Raw genomic sequence first — 15,739 nt, 5'->3', positions numbered from 1 at the left:
TTTCGTCGTCCCACCTCCGCACAGTTGAGTAGGGCTGTAAAAGCTGATGAAATCAGCGTAGTAGAGCCCACTCAACCACTGCGTCTTGCTCGACAATCCAAAAATAATTGAGAGGCTAGGACTTTTGTCCCAGCCTCTTCTTTTTTGAAAAAGTGTTTCCCTCAAAAATTCTGATAGTTTACGAATCGTTTACGGTTGCTGGAATCGCTTGCAAAACAGGCTTGTAAAAGAGTATACTAAATAAGGAAAAACATTTTTAAAAAGGAGTTTAGGATGAAGAAGCACTATTTTCGATCAGCTGTAGCAGCTTTGCTTCCGCTTTTGTTGATTGCTCAACCTGTTGAGGCTTGTACAGGGTTCATCATCGGGAAGAAACTGACTGCCGACGGTTCGACCTTGGTAGGGCGTACCGAAGATTTAGAACCCAACCATAATAAAAATTTTGTGGTCAGAGAGCGTGTCTACAATAAAAAAGGAGCCATTTTTGAAGATGCTGCCAACGGTTTTCAATATCCCTTGCCAGAGATTAGCTATAAGTATACAGCGGTCCCGGATGTCACCCCTGATCAAGGGATTTTTGACGAAGCAGGATTCAATGAATATGGAGTTTCCATTTCTGCCACTGTATCTGCTTCAGCAAATGACAAGATCCAAAAGGTGGATCCCTATGTCAAGGATGGCCTCGCAGAATCGGGTTTGACCAGTATCGTTCTCCCAAGTGTGAAAACCGCAAGAGAAGGGGTTGAACTCATTGCTAAAATCGTCGAAGAAAAAGGCGCTGCAGAAGGAAATATTGTGACCATTGCCGATAAAGAAGGCGTCTGGTATATGGAAATCCTATCTGGCCATCAATATGCGGCGATTCTCTTCCCAGAGGATCGGTTTGCGGTCTTTCCAAATACCTTTTTCTTAGGGCATGTAGATCTGTCAGATACCGAACGCACGATTGCCTCAAAAGATCTTGAAAAAGTCGCCAAAGAAGCCAATAGCTATAAGGAAGTGGACGGAAAATTCCACGTTTCTCAATCCTATAATCCGCCTTTGCAAGAAGCAGACCGCTCTCGGGTTTGGTCGGGAATCAAATCGCTAGACCCAAGCTCTCCTGTTAAATATGACGATGCGTCCTTTGACCTTCTTCATACAACCGATCGAAAATTAACCCTTCGCGATGCCATGAATCTCCAACGCAATCGTTTGGAAGGAACCAAATATAAACCACAGGATCAAATGGAGCTGGATGGAAAAGGCATTCCGAAAAAAGGAGAGTTTGATGCGGTTTATAAATACCCCATTTCCAATCCAAATGTCATGGAGGCCCATATTTTCCAACTGAAAGATGAGGTCCCAGCGAGTGCAGGTGGAGGTACCATGTGGCTGTCGATGGGCAGTCCACGAAATGCTCCATACCTACCGTACTATGGCAATATTCTCAACACCTATCAAGCCTACCAAGAATTAGGGGATCATTACAATGATCGCTCTTGGTATTGGACCATTTCAAGAATCAATGACCTTGTGGCCAAGTATCCAGATTTATTCGAAGATGGGGCGATTCGTACTGAAATGGAACGATTGGAGTCTCAGTGGATGGTCGAACAAGATCTGAGTGATCAGGAACAAATCGCTCTTGCTTCTCAGCCTGAAGAAGCTAGTAAGAAGGCAACAGAGGAAAGCTTAGCAAGAGCTGAGAAGACCTTCGAACGCTTGCAAGAAATCAGAAAAGAAGCAGAACAAAAGGTGGCAGATGAACACGGGAAAAGTGCCCTGCAGGATCTAGATGACGAAGAAGATGCTGCTTATGAAGAGAAGATTGATCTCGTTGATTTTGACTATGATTACATTCTAGCAGCAGGCTTGTTCGGGGCAACCCTTCTAGCGATTGTGATCTATCTGATTCGCTCAAAGAAACAAAAGGGAGGAAAACAAGATGACTAAAATTCAAAGAGCCTCTATCTATCTTTTTCTACTGTTTGCAGGAATTGGCTTGGAGTTTGAACTCGGTCATCTTTCTCAACAAGAATTTAGTCAGTCTGCCGGCAGAGATTTGGTCTTAAACTTGTCTGTCTTAGCTGCAATTATTATCCCGCTCTATCTCTTTTCAAAACGATTGGCCAAGCAGTTATCTGTCCCAACTTATGTCTTATGGATTGCCATGTTTGGAGGTGCCTTCGTAGCAGGCTGGTTGAGCTTTTCAGGCAATAGCTTGATTGATATTATGAATAGCCATGTGATCAAGGATGCCACTGTCTTTAACAAGTGGACTGATGCCTTGACGGCCCCATTTTCAGAGGAATTCTTTAAAGCTCTAGTTGCCTTTTGGGTTGTCTTGATGGTTGGCAAGAAAGATCTAAAAACGATTCTAATTGCAGGCTTGGGCTCTGGCTTTGGTTTTCAAATCATTGAGGATTTAGGGTACGTTGCCCGCCAAACCAAAACCAGCCAATTAGCCGCGGTTACTGAGGCCATTAACCGGATATCTGGTGGATTAGCTTCACATGCCCTCTATACAGCTGTTGTATCAGTTGGTGTCTTCCTCTTGTTGTCTCAAGTGACCCAGCAAAAGGAAAAACTCTTTGGGCTCTGGTGTGTTCTCTCGACAGTAGCCAATCACTTCTTATGGAACTCTCCGTTTTATGAAACAGACCATCGGATTAATCTTCTCGTCGGACTGCTCTTTGCCGTCCAAGTAGGGACCTTTATCGAAGTGGTGCTCTATACCAAGAAAAAGCCCGATCTGCCATTTTTAAAACAATAAGAAAATTTTTTCAAACACAAAAGAACTAAGACGTGGGTCTTAGTTCTCAAAGTGAAGATAAAATCATCTTAGAAACTTTCCTTAGGTGAAGACGGACGTCAGCGAACTTCGAAGAAGTTCCATGACTAATTATTGAGCCTAAGGTCTCAATAATTCCGAGTGCTAGAAACAAAAGTGTTTCTAGCACTTTTTTCACGGCGGAAAGTTTCATTATATTCTCGATTCATTTAAAAAATTAGAACTCATTTTTATTTCTTTGCAGAATCACTTGACCTAATTTACTAAAGAATTAGTTTGTCTTAGTTCTTTTATTTTCTCAATTCTTGTAAGAGTGTTTGTGCCTTCTCTAAGTTAAAGGGTTTGTTTTCAAGGAGTTGGCTGACCAATCGGGGAACTTCCTCTTCCTTTGCTCCTGCTAGAAGGGCTAGGGAGCGTGCTTGGAGTTTCATATGTCCTGCTTGAATTCCTGTGGTGACTAGGGCTTTGAGGGCCGCGAAATTCTGCGCCAAACCGAGCGACGCAATGATACCTGCTAATTCAATAGCAGAAGGCTCTCCTAGCAAACGGTTGCTGACTTGAACCGTTGGGTTGAGGCCAATCGAGCCTCCTTTTGTCGCAACCGGCATTGGTAGGGTGATCTCTCCATAGAGTTTTTTCTCTTCCGGCTGACTTGTCCAGTGACTCAAACCCTTGTAAGAACCACTTTGTGCAGCATAGGCATGGGCTCCTGCTTCGATGGCCCGCCAGTCATTGCCTGTCGCAAGGACTAGGGCATCAATCCCGTTAAAAATTCCCTTGTTATGAGTAGCCGCACGGTAAGGATCCACTTGAGCCAGTTGGCTAGCTAGCTCCATCCGGTGGGCAATCTCAATGGCTTCATCAGGATTTCGACTCAGTGCTTTAAAATCGATGGCACACCGTGCACTCACTAAAGAGCGAGTAGCCAAGTTGGATAAAATTGCCATCAAGGCCTGACCACCAGAGAGTTCCTGGATGCGATCGGTCAGAGCTTCCAGCATGGTGTTGAGCATATTGGCTCCCATGGCTTCTTTGGGATCGACGGCCAAGTAGACAATAAGAAAATCCCCCTTGTTTTCGACCCAAAGATCTCTCGCTCCACCTCCACGCTTAACGATAGAAGGATAGGCTTCATTAGCGAGCTGAAGAAGGGTTTTCTTGTCTTCTAGGATACGCTTGCTAGCAACTTCCATGTCTTCAACATCCGTCAGAGTAATCTCACCGATCATTTGGCGTTGGTACACCTGGGTGGTGAAACCGCCTGAATGTTGAATGAGCTTGGCCGCAAAGCTGGCAGCTGCTACCACGGAAGGCTCTTCTGTGACCATGGGAAGGACATAGTCACGACCATTGATCAGGAAATAAGGAGCAAGGCTAAAGGGCAAGTCAAAAGTCGACAAGACATTTTCCGTCAATTGATCTGCAATAGAAAGGGGAAGTCCCTTTTGTTCTTTTAAGATCTGTGCTTCATCCCAAGTTAAGAGGCCTTCCTTCAGTAAGGCCTCTATGCGTTCTGTGGGAGAAAGTTTTGCAAAACCTGGTAATCGTGCCATTATTTTTCTACTTTCTGGTAAGTGCGTTGGTGTTCCTTGATCTCTGTCAAAGCAAAAGTTTGATGCGTAGCAGGCTCAAACACTTGATTGCCACTAGGATCTAGATCTACTTCCTCATAAAAGAGTCGTTCGTAGTCAGCAACACTAAGAACCATACGTTGGTCCAGTTTTCCCATGCGTTTGTGATCTAAGAGTTGCTCAAAACCAGGAACAAGGTTGGCACTAAAGATCTCAGAAACCGCTCCACTTCCATAGCTAAAGAGGGCGATTCGGTCCCCAGCTTTGAGTTGGGGGTCATTTTCCAGTAGTGACAGCAAGCCTAGGAAAAGAGATCCAGTGTAGATATTTCCCACGCGTTGGCTGTATAGAATCGATTGATCAAAGTTGTATTGTAATTGATCTTTTTTCTCTTCTGATAATGACTTATCCAAGATTTTTTTCAAGCCCTTGAGAGCTAATTTTGGATAAGGTAAATGGAAGCAGACGGCCGCAAAGTCTGTCAAGGTAAGGCCAGTCCGTTTCTGGTATTCCGCCCAAGTTGTTTTCAGAGAATCTAGATATTGTTGCGTTGAATAAATCCCATTCACGAAGGGAGTTGTCGCATAATTTGGACGCCAAAAATCCATGACATCGCGTGTTTGGGCAACATTATCATCGTTAAAAGATAGAATACGAGGATTTTGGCTGATCAGCATAGCAACCGCTCCAGCCCCCTGTGTTGGTTCTCCAGGAGTTCCAATTCCGTATTTAGCAATGTCACTGGCAATGACCAAAACCTTACTCTGTGGAAATTTTTCAACATGGAGTTTAGCATAATCCAAGGCAGCAGTCGCAGCATAACAGGCTTCTTTCATCTCAAAAGAGCGAGCGAAAGGCTGGATGTCTAGTAAGCCATGGACAAAAACAGCAGCAGCCTTACTCTGGTCAATTCCAGATTCTGTCGCAAGAATCACCATGTCGATCGCTTCTTTATCTTCGTCTGTTAAAATATCATCTGCTGCAGTAGCAGCCAATGTGACGATGTCTTCTGTGATCGGTGCAACACTTTGTTCTTTTAAGAGAAGACCCTTGCTCAGTTTTTCGGGATCAGTATCACGAGCAGCGGCCAAATCTTCTAAACGCAAGACATAAGGGCTCGTCGCAAAACCAATCTTATCAATCCCAATTGTCATTCTTAACCTCTTTTTTATTTGATATCTACTAGTATATTTCGTTACTATTTTACCATATTTAAGGGTAAAACTCCTTTGAAAAAGCTAGATCAGCAAGGAAATCATTCTCGGGACCGATTTTGCAATGTTTCAAAGAAAAATAGAGAATCTATAAGAAAAAGCCATCCTCAGATGGCTTTTCAACTCTTATCCTTGCTTATCTTTTTAGGATTGCTCATGATTCGTATGAAGAGTTCTTTGCATTTGTCTCTTAGAACATTTTCGTAGAAGACGAGTATAGCGATGTTCACAATCATAAAGTTCAAGGTCAGATAGAACAAGTCAAATGAATTACGGGCATAATCAGTCGCTAATAGATAGGAGGAGAGGGCTCCTAGAATTATATAAGGAAGATACTTGATATACTTGTTTATCATCATACAGCACCTCGCATACTTTAAAGGATTTGTTTTTTCACTTTTATTGTATTCTTTTATGTGGAAAATGCAAGCGATGACACTCATAAAAATTGAACAACCAATGCTAGTTGGCATTGGTCATTTTTCTTTTTTGATGGCGTTGGTAGGAATGGTAGAGTTTCAAGACGACAGATCCACTAGCCATCCCGATGGAGATGACCAAGGCCAGAATCACAACTAGGGTCACGCTGGTCACTGCTTGGCGATATTGACCACTGACAAAGAAGGAAGTGGTGCGATAGGAAATATATCCAGGAACCAAGGGTGCGAGAATGGACAACATAAAGACCACGACAGGCGTCTTGAGAATGATACTTAAAATCTGACTGATACAGGAGCCGACAATGGCGGCGATAAAGGTTGCAACGATGACATTGGTAGGCCCTTTCAGGATATAGTAAAGTAGCCAGATGCCCATCCCTAAGGTTCCTCCAGGAATCAACATGGAGCGCTGCACATTTAGGACAATTAAAAAGGTGATGATGGCAATCAAACTGGCCACCGCTTGGATTAAAAATTCAGTTAGGTTCATGATTTTATTTCATAAGGACGAGGGCAACGGTTGTACCGGCACCAAGTGCAAGAGTAATGAGGAGAGTCTCAAAGAGTTTGCTCATCCCAGAGTTGAGGTGGTAATTCATCAGATCTCGGACGGCATTAGTCATAGCGATTCCAGGAACGAAGGGCATGACACAGCCTGCGATAATGAGATCGGTATTGGAAGGAAAACCACTATAGCGCGTCCAGATATGGGCCAAAAAGCCAAAGACAAAGGCGGCCGCAAAGGCAGTGGCAAAAGGAATGCGAACGTATTTCTCAACGACAAGAGAAAAAGCAAAGGCAAAGACAGTCGCAATACCTGCTCCAATCGCATCATAGAAATTTCCTCCAAACATGATGGAGAAGAAAGGAGCACTGAGGGTTGCCGCAATGGTCAACTGGAGATTGGTATAAGGAACGCGCTTCATTTTCAACTCGCTCAGGGCTTGGTAGGCTTGCTCGAGATCGATCTCTCCAGAGACGAGTTGACGAGAGATCTGATTGACATCACAGACCTTTTCAATATTATAATTAGTCCGCAAGATCCGTTTCATGCGCGTGACATTGGCATTCTCAATTGAAAAGAAAATAGCGACTGGCATCGCTAAAACATTACAATCGACGATTCCCTGTGAATGGGCGATCCGGATCATGGTATCTTCGACCCGGTGAATCTCAGAACCGCTCTCTATCAGGAGGGTTCCAGCTAACATCAGGACGTCGATCACTTGGTTGATCTGTTTTGACTCTTCCATAATTTCCTTCTTACTAAATAATCTGTTTCTATTATAGCAAAAAAGGACGAGAGACAGAACTAAAATCTGACAATTCTAGTTTGTTTCTTATCCTTTCTGAATTCGCTTAGAATAGCTATTGTTTAGGCTTATCATTCGTTAACTCGGGTGGTGGTGCTGCACGGTGCTATCCTGGACGAGAAGGGTTGCTAAAAAGATCAGTGCAATCAGGATAAAGAGCCAAATAATAGCGAAAATAAATGTTAAAAACATAGGATCACCCCTTCTATATTATTTACAGCTCTACTATAACACTTGGAGAAAGCGCTGTCAAACTCTATATAGTAGGCTCTTAAACTCTTTCAAAATTCAGAATACTCTTGCGATGGGGATGAAAAAACCAGCCGTTTCCGACTGGTTTTTAAGACCTATTTGAATCTTAGTTCAAGGCATCATCCATTGAAAGAACTTCGTGGAAGACACGTTGTGTCAATTCAGTTTTTTGTTCTGGAGTGAGGTATTTAGTGTTTACACAGTATCCAGAGATACGAACGATAACGTCTTCACCTGACATGATCTTTTCGTAAACATCGTTCAAGTCCATAACGTTCAAGTTACAGTGTTGTCCACCGTTTTCGAAGTATCCATCAAGGATGGTTACCAAGTTATCAACTTGTTCGTCACGAGTTTTACCAAGAGCACGTGGTGATACTTGAGTAGTGAGTGAGATACCATCAGCTGCGTAACCAAAGTCAAGGCTAGCAAGTGAGTTCAAGTTTTGCAACCATCCACCTTTAGCTTTGTTAGATGGGTTAGCACCTGGTGAGAAGAATTCCAATTTAGACAAGTTCACAGAACCATCTTCGTTGAGGTATACCCCTTTGTGGACTGGTGAGTTACCAGTTTGTTTAGAGTAAGCAACGTTAGAAGTGATGGTAAGAAGTGAAACAGTTGCTTCAGCGTTCTTGTAAAGTTTGTGGCTGCGAAGACGAGTAGTGTAAGCTTCGATCAACCATTCTGCCAATTCGTTAGAACGTGGGTCATCTTCACCCCAACGTGGGTATTCACCGATTGTTTCGTAATCGTAGATGTAGCCATCTTCGTCACGGATTGGTTTAACAGTAGCATATTTGATTGCTGACAAAGTATCAACAGTGTTAGCGAATCCACAGATACCGAATCCCATGTTAGCGCGTTGGTGAGTTGGCAAGAAGGCCATTTGAACAGCTTCGTAGTTGTACTTATCAGTCATGTAGTGGATGATGTTCAAAGCATCTACGTAAGTGTCCGTCAACCAGTCAAGAGATTTTTCGAAGTTTGCTTTAACAGATTCGAATTCAAGAACTTCGTCACGGATTGGATCGATGTCAAATACTTTATAGTCTTTATGAACATCGTCGTAACCACCGTTCAAACCAGTAAGAAGAGCTTTAAGAACGTTAACACGAGCACCGAAGTATTGGATGTTGTGGCGTTGTTCTTCGTTTTCTGGGTCAAGTGGAGATACACAACATGAGATACAGCTCATTTCACCGTATCCGTCTTTCGCCATTGTTGTTACACCTTCGTATTGGATAGAAGAGTGTTTATGGCTCATGTGCATACAGTAGCGACGGAAGTTGTATGGCAATTTGTCAGTCCAAAGAACTGTCAAGTTTGGTTCTGGAGAGTTACCGATGTTGTCCAAAGTGTTCAAGAAACGGTAGTCCATCTTAGTAACACGGTGACGACCGTCGTTACCCATACCAGCCATTGATGTTGTGATGAAGGTTGGGTCACCTGAGTACAATTCGTCGTAAGCTTTTGTACGAGCAAATTTAACAGTACGCAATTTCATAACGAAATCATCAACGAATTCTTGGATTTCTGATTCAGTGTAAGTACCACGAGCCAAGTCACGTTCAGCGTAGATATCCAAAACGATTGGCACACGTCCAAGAGAAGTAGCAGCACCGTTGATCACACGGCAGACAGCCATGAAGGCGATGTTTGTCCATTGGATCGCTTCTTTTGTATCGAAGGCAGGACGACGTACGTCTACACCATAAAGGTCACCCAATTTAACAACTTCTTGAAGTGCTTGGTATTGAAGGTTTACTTCTTCACGAAGACGGATTGATTCTTCATCGATTTCAGTAATAGAGTTCCAGTCGTTTGCTTTTTCAGCCATCAAGTAGTCAGCACCGTAAAGAGCAAGACGTGCATAAACACCGATGATACGTCCACGAGAGTAAGCATCTGGAAGACCAGTTACAGTGTGAGCGTGACGAGCGCGACGGATGTTAGAAGTGTAAGCGCGGAAGATACCATCGTTTACAGTTGTAACGTATTTTGTGAAGATTTCATGAACTGCTGGATCTGGTTCGTATCCATTTTCTTTCAAAGTAGTTTCCGCCATACGGATACCACCACGAGGCATGAAGTTCAATTTGAACAATTCATCATTTTGGATACCGAAGATGACTTCGTTTTCTTTGTCGATATATCCAGCTGCGATATCAGCGATAGATGTTGGACGGTTATCGTATGGGAAACGAGTTTCTTCGTAATGAGCTTTTGTTTCTTCAACAATCTTCTTGATGTGAAGAGAACGTTCAGTTGGACCAGCTAGGAAGCTTTCATCTCCATCATAAGGTGTGTAGTTAGCTTGAACGAAGCGAGAAACACTTGCTTTTTCTTTCCAATCTTCACCTTTGAAGCCTTCCCAGGCTTTGTCAAAAATATCTTGTGCTTCAACGACTGTTTTAACAACCATTTTTATTTTCCTCTATTGTCTTTCTAGCAACTATATCTGTTGCACTTACAATAGTAGTATACCATACAGAAACCGGTTACACAAAGAGAAATTGCGAAAAATAGCAGATTCTTTTATAATACAGTTTCAACTCTTCTGCGATACTGTACTACATTTTTGAAAATGAACACGAATTTCCATCAATTTTCATGTTTTTAGGAGGGGCCGATTTTTGCAATTCTAAAATTTTCTTCTTATAATAGAAAAAAGGAGGGTGAAAAATGCTGATATTTCCATTGTTGAATGATACGAGTCGCAAGATTATTCATATTGATATGGATGCATTTTTTGCTGCTGTCGAAGAAAGAGACAATCCTAGTTTAAAGGGGAAGCCTGTCGTAATTGGCCAGGACCCTCGTCAATCAGGAGGGAGAGGTGTGGTCTCGACCTGTAACTATGAAGCACGGAAATATGGCATTCATTCGGCTATGAGTTCCAAAGAAGCGCTGGATCTTTGTCCCCAAGCGATCTTTATCTCTGGAAATTATGAGAAATACCGAGAAGTGGGCGAGCAGGTTCGTGAGATTTTCAAGCGTTATACAGATGTGATCGAGCCCATGAGTATTGATGAAGCCTATCTAGATGTGACGGAAAATAAAATCCAGAGCAAATCAGCTGTCAAGATTGCTCGCTTGATTCAGCATGCGATCTGGGAAGAGCTGCATCTCACAGCTTCAGCGGGTGTTTCTTATAATAAGTTTTTGGCAAAGATGGCGAGTGACTACCAAAAACCCCGTGGCCTAACGGTGGTCTTGCCGGAGGATGCTGAGGATTTCCTGAGCCAGATGGACATTGCCAAATTTCACGGGGTAGGAAAGAAGACAGTGGAGCGCCTGCATGAGATGGGTGTCTATACTGGCGCGGATCTTTTAGCTATCCCGGAGATGACCTTGATTGATCGATTTGGGCGCTTTGGCTATGATCTCTTTCGTAAGGCGCGAGGGATTCACAATAGCCCTGTCAAGAGTCATCGCATCCGCAAGTCGATCGGAAAAGAGCGGACCTACCGCAAGCTCCTTTATGCTGAAGATGATATTTTAGAAGAAATTACCAATCTGTCCAGTAAGGTGGCCCAATCGCTGGAAAAACACGGCAAGCAAGGAAAGACCTTGGTCTTAAAAGTGCGCTATGGAGACTTCACCACCCTGACCAAGCGAATGACACTGACGGAGCCAACACGAGAGGCTGAGCGGATCAATCGTTCCGCTCGCCATATTTTTCAAGAAATTGAATCGACAAATACTGGAATCCGCCTCTTGGGTGTCACCATGACCAATTTCGTCGATCATACCGAGTTGCCTTTGGTGGAAGAAAAAGAAAACGACTAGTTTGTTCACTAGTCGCCTAAGATTTATGACAAAGTCATCTTAGAAACTTTCCTTAGGTGAGTACGGACGTCAGCGAACTTCTACGAAGTTCCATGACTTAGTTTTGAACCGAAAGTTTCAAAACTCCCGAGTGCTAGAAACCACAGTGTTTCTAGCACTTTTCTCACGGCGGAAAGTTTCAGTTGTATTTGAATGAGCCTTAAAAAATATATTATTTTAATTTTTGGGGTATCAATTAAGTTGTTTGACATCAAAAAAGGCTGCAATCTCTTCTTCAGTCAGTCCGATCATTGGAGAGATGGTGTGGAGATTGTCTTCAGTCAGTCGATAGACAGTAGGCTTAGACGTCTCTGCTTTCGTTTCAACAGTTTCTTCCTTGCTTCGTGCAGATTCGACTGTAGCAGAAGCGGTGTCAACGGATGAAGAAGAGTTCTTGGTTGCCTCGCCTCCGTCCAGGTCCCTGAAACGCTCCACCAAGTAGGTCTTGCGCGCAGTACCAGTATTTTTAGTGGCGTAATCAAAGGCGCTGTATTCTCCTAAGAGAATCAGCTTGCTCTTAGAGCGCGTGATGGCAGTATAGATCAAATTACGTTGCAACATCCGGTGGCTTTGATTGGTAATGGGTAGAATCACCACCGGAAACTCGCTTCCTTGCGATTTGTGAATACTCATTGCAAAGGCTAAGCGAATCTTGTACCATTCATTGCGCGGGTAGACGATTTCATTGCCATCAAATTGGATGGTCAATTCATCTTGCTTGGATTCTGTATATTTTCCTGGGAGAAGATCGGTGATGTAGCCAATATCTCCGTTAAAGACATTGCTTTCTGCATCATTGACCAGATGGATGACCTTGTCTCCATCGCGGTATTGGCAGTCTGGCGTGTCAAAAACAACCTGATCTTTGACAGCTGGATTGAGAAGGTCTTGCATGAGCGTATTGATATTGTCAATGCCGGCCTGGCCCTTGTACATGGGTGCCAAGACTTGGATATCTCGAGCAGGGATTTGACTACGAAGGGCAGCAGAAGTGATTTGTTCGATCATCTTAGGGATGTGTTCGCTTCCGGCTTCGAAATAAGAGCGGTCAGCTTTTCGTTCTGTGAAATCTTGAGGAAGCTTGCCTTGGCGAATGTCTCCTGCTAGTGAGACAATGGTCGAGTCCTCACTCTGACGGAAAATATGTTCGAGTTTGGTCTGAGGGATGCTTGGGATCTGCAAGAGATCAGCCAAGACCTGACCAGGGCTGACGGAAGGTAATTGGTCGGCATCCCCCACAATCAAGAGTTTCGTATCTGTTGCGATGTTGCTAAGTAATTGATTAGCCAGCCAGGTATCAACCATGGAAAATTCATCCACAATGATAAAGTCTGCATCCAGATAGTCCTCTAAGTGGCTGGTGTCATCATCCCCAGTCATCCCCAAATGGCGGTGGATAGTGGCGCTCGGAAGTCCTGTCAGCTCATTCATGCGCCTAGCTGCTCGTCCCGTTGGGGCAGCCAGCAGGATCGGAAGGTCTTTTTTCTTCCGAAGATCCAGCTGGTGGAGTTGGGCATAGACGCTGATCATCCCATTGATAACGGTAGTCTTTCCTGTCCCTGGTCCCCCGGTGAGGATAAAGACCTTGTTTTGGATAGCTTGGTGAATCGCCTCTTTTTGAATCGCATCGTAGCGAATCCCCAAATCTTTTTCAACATCCTCAATCGCCTGGTTGATTTTCTCAGGGTCAAACGAAGCTTTTTTACCCTTCTCCAGCAATCGGCCAATATGACTGCGAATCCCTTCCTCCGCAAAGAAAAGGCTGTTGTCAAAGATCTTGGTGTCCACGTTTTGGACCTTGTCTTCCTCGATGAGGTGGCCTAATTCTTGGGCGACAGTGGAAGGATCCAATTCTACTGGACGAGCTGATTCTAGAAGGTCAATGGTATAGCGCAGGAGGTCCTTGGCTTGGATATAGGTATTTCCAGTCTCGATAGAGTAGCTAAAGAGGCTGTGGATCAGACCCGCTCGGAAACGCTCGGGAGCGTCACTTGCAATACCCAATTCTTCTGCTAGTTGGTCCGCGATTTTAAAGCCCATACCTTGGATGTCTTCCACCAATTGGTAGGGCTGTTGCTCCACGATCTGGAGAGTTTCTTCCTTGTAGAAATCCTGGATCTGAAAGGCCAATTTATTGGGAATGCCATAATTGGCTAGTTGGGCGAGAATGCGTTCCGTTCCGTAATTCTGACGAAGTTTTTCCACAAAAGCTAGGCGGTTTTTCTTGGAGAGACCAGTAATTTCTTCTAATTTTTCAGGAGCTTCCAAAATTTTGTCAATGGTATTGTCCCCATAGAGGTCCACGATTTTTTGAGCCGTTTTGAGACCAATTCCTTTGAAGTGATCGCTGGAAAAATATTTCACCAAGCCCTTGCTAGAGGGTTTGGCACGTTCATAGCGACTGATTTTGAGTTGTTCTCCGTATTTAGGATGATGGACCAGCTCCCCCCAGAAGGTGTAGTCTTCGCCTTCCATGATATCTGCCATGGTGCCTGTCACAATGATCTCAAAATCATCAAAGTCTTCTGCATCTGTATCGCTAATGTCGAGTAAGAGGATTCGAAAAAAACTGCTAGGATTTTCAAAAATAATGCGCTCAATAGTACCAGAAAAATAATATTCCATCGTTTCTTTCCTTTTTATAAAGCAAGGCTGGGACGTATTGCCTCAGCCTTAGTTTTTTGATCTATACTAATAAGTTTTGAAAGGGTAGATAGGCCATAGTCTAAAGACGGCTTGCCCTTTGATTTGTTCTTTCTTGAAAGCTCCGACCTGACGGCTATCTTTTGAAACGATCCGGTCATCTCCGAGTAAGAGGTATTCATCGTCGAGCAACTTCAAGGTAAATTTAGGATTGCCGTCCTTGTCTACAGTAAAAGCTTGAGCTGTATTGGCCAATTGGCGGAAGAGTTCTCCGTTTTCTTCGAACCCTTTTCCAGTGTAGGTCGATTGCAATTTATCTTTTTTGAAACGAGCGATGTAGTCTTTCAAATAGGGCTCATTGGTCTTTTTCCCATTGATATACAGGGTATCATTATCGTATTGAATGGTATCTCCAGGAAGACCGATGACCCGTTTGACGATGTCCTTGGTTTTGCCATCGTCGTCTTTTTCACTGGCAACGACAATGTCGAAACGATCAATCGAGAGGTGGTTGACCACAAGGAGGTACTCGCTATCAGCTAGGGTTGGATCCATCGAATGGCCATCCACCTTGACCGGAGCCCAAAGGAAGATACGTGAGGCGATGATGAGACCAACAATGATGCTGAAGAGGCCCCATTCTTTAAGGAAGCTCACCACTGGTGAGCTAGATGAATGTTTTGAACTTCTTTTTGACATAACTTATCTTTCTAGTAATTTCTTTGCTTTTTCTGTGTTTTTAAAATGGAGTTTGGCACAATAATCCAGAGCTTTCATCCCGTAGGTCTGAAGCAATTTAGCAGCGACTTGGTCTGACTTCGCCCCTGCACCACTAGGGAGATTATAGCCCAGTTTCTTGCCCAGATCTTCCAGATTTTGAAGGAAGAGATTGCGGGCGATGATGGAACTAACCGCAACGGCTAAATACTTACCTTCTGCTTTTTCTTCCAACTCAATGGCTTGGGAGACTTGATTTTTTTCAGCTTTCACGTATTTTTGGTAGTTTTTAGCCGTCGTAAAGGCATCGATCACAATTCGCTCTGCTTGGACTCCTTTATTTAATAGAAGATAGATGGCCTGATTGTGTAGGGCCACTTTGACCGAAACAGCATTGTAACCAGAAGCGATGACTTCATTGTACTTCTTAGGGGACAATAAGAGTGCTTGGTGCTGGATGTTTTCCTCAAGGAGAGGAGCCAATTGCTGAATTTTTCGATCATCCAAGGTCTTTGAATCTCCCACGCCAAGTTTTTTAAGCCAGTCGTGTTGGTCAGGTGTGACAAAGGATGCAACGACGGTGAGTCCACCAAAATAAGAGCCGTTTCCGACCTCGTCGGTTCCGATCATGGCTAGATCTTGTCGTGCAGATGAAGTAGAAGGCTTAGGGTTCCCAGCATCTTGCCCGAAAAAGGCCAGGTAAGGAGTAAGGTCATTGCCCTGAAGCAAGACTTTTCCAGACTTGTAGATCGAAACGGTCGCTCCCTCTAGTCGAAAGAAATAATCCATATGAGGATTCTTGCTTTGAGTGAGAGAACTGCGATAGGTATGGACAAAATCAAGAATTTGCTCCTGTGTTGGAGTGAGTGTCATACTTTCCATAACCACTATTGTACCACAAATTCAGGGAGAGAGGGAGCAAAAAGAAAGAAAGAATCCACTGGAAAATCCCTGTGAAGAGGGGCTTTGCTACTGACAAAGCTAGCCT

12 protein-coding genes are annotated in these 15,739 nt (G+C 43.8%); 3 read left to right on the top strand and 9 right to left on the bottom strand.

Annotated elements, in window-relative coordinates:
- Positions 1-273 precede the first annotated feature (273 nt).
- Both HMPREF1195_RS06145 and HMPREF1195_RS06140 read left to right on the top strand, forming a co-directional pair.
- Entirely contained in the window at positions 274-1,935 is a 1,662-nt protein-coding gene (locus HMPREF1195_RS06145; RefSeq protein WP_023919162.1) for a C69 family dipeptidase, read from the top strand.
- Positions 1,928-2,755: a PrsW family glutamic-type intramembrane protease gene (locus tag HMPREF1195_RS06140; RefSeq protein WP_023919160.1), complete on the top strand. Its 828-nt coding sequence runs from the start codon at positions 1,928-1,930 to the stop codon at positions 2,753-2,755. The genes HMPREF1195_RS06145 and HMPREF1195_RS06140 overlap by 8 nt, the downstream gene beginning before the upstream one ends.
- Before the next feature lie 308 nt (positions 2,756-3,063).
- Here the strand turns inward: HMPREF1195_RS06140 and HMPREF1195_RS06135 are convergent, their stop codons facing one another.
- From HMPREF1195_RS06135 to pflB, 6 genes are all read right to left on the bottom strand, one after another.
- Positions 3,064-4,326: a hydroxymethylglutaryl-CoA reductase, degradative gene (locus HMPREF1195_RS06135; protein WP_023919157.1), complete on the bottom strand. Its 1,263-nt coding sequence runs from the start codon at positions 4,324-4,326 to the stop codon at positions 3,064-3,066.
- A complete protein-coding gene (locus HMPREF1195_RS06130) occupies positions 4,326-5,498 on the bottom strand; it encodes a hydroxymethylglutaryl-CoA synthase (protein WP_023919155.1) in 1,173 nt (390 codons plus the stop codon). The genes HMPREF1195_RS06135 and HMPREF1195_RS06130 overlap by 1 nt, the downstream gene beginning before the upstream one ends.
- 179 nt (positions 5,499-5,677) lie before the next feature.
- Complete coding sequence (locus tag HMPREF1195_RS11300; RefSeq protein ID WP_037599499.1) at positions 5,678-5,914, bottom strand: hypothetical protein; 237 nt, start codon at positions 5,912-5,914, stop codon at positions 5,678-5,680.
- A 106-nt stretch (positions 5,915-6,020) separates the two neighbouring features.
- Entirely contained in the window at positions 6,021-6,488 is a 468-nt protein-coding gene (locus tag HMPREF1195_RS06120) for a threonine/serine exporter family protein (RefSeq protein ID WP_023919151.1), read from the bottom strand.
- Positions 6,489-6,492: 4 nt separating this feature from the next.
- The gene (locus tag HMPREF1195_RS06115; RefSeq protein WP_023919150.1) at positions 6,493-7,251 is read right to left on the bottom strand and encodes a threonine/serine exporter family protein; all 759 of its coding nucleotides are present in this window, start codon (positions 7,249-7,251) and stop codon (positions 6,493-6,495) included.
- A 418-nt stretch (positions 7,252-7,669) separates the two neighbouring features.
- On the bottom strand, positions 7,670-9,985 hold the full coding sequence (gene pflB / locus HMPREF1195_RS06110; protein ID WP_003005386.1) for a formate C-acetyltransferase: 2,316 nt from the start codon (positions 9,983-9,985) through the stop codon (positions 7,670-7,672).
- Positions 9,986-10,245: 260 nt separating this feature from the next.
- On the opposite strand from pflB, the gene dinB reads away from it, so the two are divergent.
- A complete protein-coding gene (gene dinB / locus HMPREF1195_RS06105; protein ID WP_023919147.1) occupies positions 10,246-11,352 on the top strand; it encodes a DNA polymerase IV in 1,107 nt (368 codons plus the stop codon).
- Between the two features lie 231 nt (positions 11,353-11,583).
- On the opposite strand, the gene recD2 is transcribed toward dinB, so the two are convergent.
- The 3 genes from recD2 to rnhC form a co-directional block, all read right to left on the bottom strand.
- The gene (recD2, locus tag HMPREF1195_RS06100) at positions 11,584-14,016 is read right to left on the bottom strand and encodes an SF1B family DNA helicase RecD2 (RefSeq protein ID WP_023919145.1); all 2,433 of its coding nucleotides are present in this window, start codon (positions 14,014-14,016) and stop codon (positions 11,584-11,586) included.
- 66 nt (positions 14,017-14,082) lie between these two features.
- Entirely contained in the window at positions 14,083-14,733 is a 651-nt protein-coding gene (gene lepB, locus HMPREF1195_RS06095) for a signal peptidase I (protein WP_023919143.1), read from the bottom strand.
- 3 nt (positions 14,734-14,736) lie between these two features.
- Positions 14,737-15,633 (bottom strand): ribonuclease HIII, encoded by an 897-nt coding sequence (rnhC, locus tag HMPREF1195_RS06090; protein ID WP_037599402.1) that lies wholly within the window; start codon positions 15,631-15,633, stop codon positions 14,737-14,739.
- Between the last annotated feature and the right edge of the window lie 106 nt (positions 15,634-15,739).

The sequence above is a fragment of the Streptococcus parasanguinis CC87K genome (genome assembly GCF_000507765.1).
GTDB lineage: Bacteria > Bacillota > Bacilli > Lactobacillales > Streptococcaceae > Streptococcus > Streptococcus parasanguinis_J.
Note: the sequence above shows the minus strand (reverse complement) of the source record. Positions and strands in the feature narration are given on the sequence as shown.

Coding starts and splice junctions, on each gene's coding strand:
- HMPREF1195_RS06145 (WP_023919162.1), top strand. CDS start 274: ATGAAGAAGCACTATTTTCGATCAGCTGTAGCAGCTTTGCTTCCGCTT.
- HMPREF1195_RS06140 (WP_023919160.1), top strand. CDS start 1,928: ATGACTAAAATTCAAAGAGCCTCTATCTATCTTTTTCTACTGTTTGCA.
- HMPREF1195_RS06135 (WP_023919157.1), bottom strand. CDS start 4,326: ATGGCACGATTACCAGGTTTTGCAAAACTTTCTCCCACAGAACGCATA.
- HMPREF1195_RS06130 (WP_023919155.1), bottom strand. CDS start 5,498: ATGACAATTGGGATTGATAAGATTGGTTTTGCGACGAGCCCTTATGTC.
- HMPREF1195_RS11300 (WP_037599499.1), bottom strand. CDS start 5,914: ATGATAAACAAGTATATCAAGTATCTTCCTTATATAATTCTAGGAGCC.
- HMPREF1195_RS06120 (WP_023919151.1), bottom strand. CDS start 6,488: ATGAACCTAACTGAATTTTTAATCCAAGCGGTGGCCAGTTTGATTGCC.
- HMPREF1195_RS06115 (WP_023919150.1), bottom strand. CDS start 7,251: ATGGAAGAGTCAAAACAGATCAACCAAGTGATCGACGTCCTGATGTTA.
- pflB (WP_003005386.1), bottom strand. CDS start 9,985: ATGGTTGTTAAAACAGTCGTTGAAGCACAAGATATTTTTGACAAAGCC.
- dinB (WP_023919147.1), top strand. CDS start 10,246: ATGCTGATATTTCCATTGTTGAATGATACGAGTCGCAAGATTATTCAT.
- recD2 (WP_023919145.1), bottom strand. CDS start 14,016: ATGGAATATTATTTTTCTGGTACTATTGAGCGCATTATTTTTGAAAAT.
- lepB (WP_023919143.1), bottom strand. CDS start 14,733: ATGTCAAAAAGAAGTTCAAAACATTCATCTAGCTCACCAGTGGTGAGC.
- rnhC (WP_037599402.1), bottom strand. CDS start 15,633: ATGGAAAGTATGACACTCACTCCAACACAGGAGCAAATTCTTGATTTT.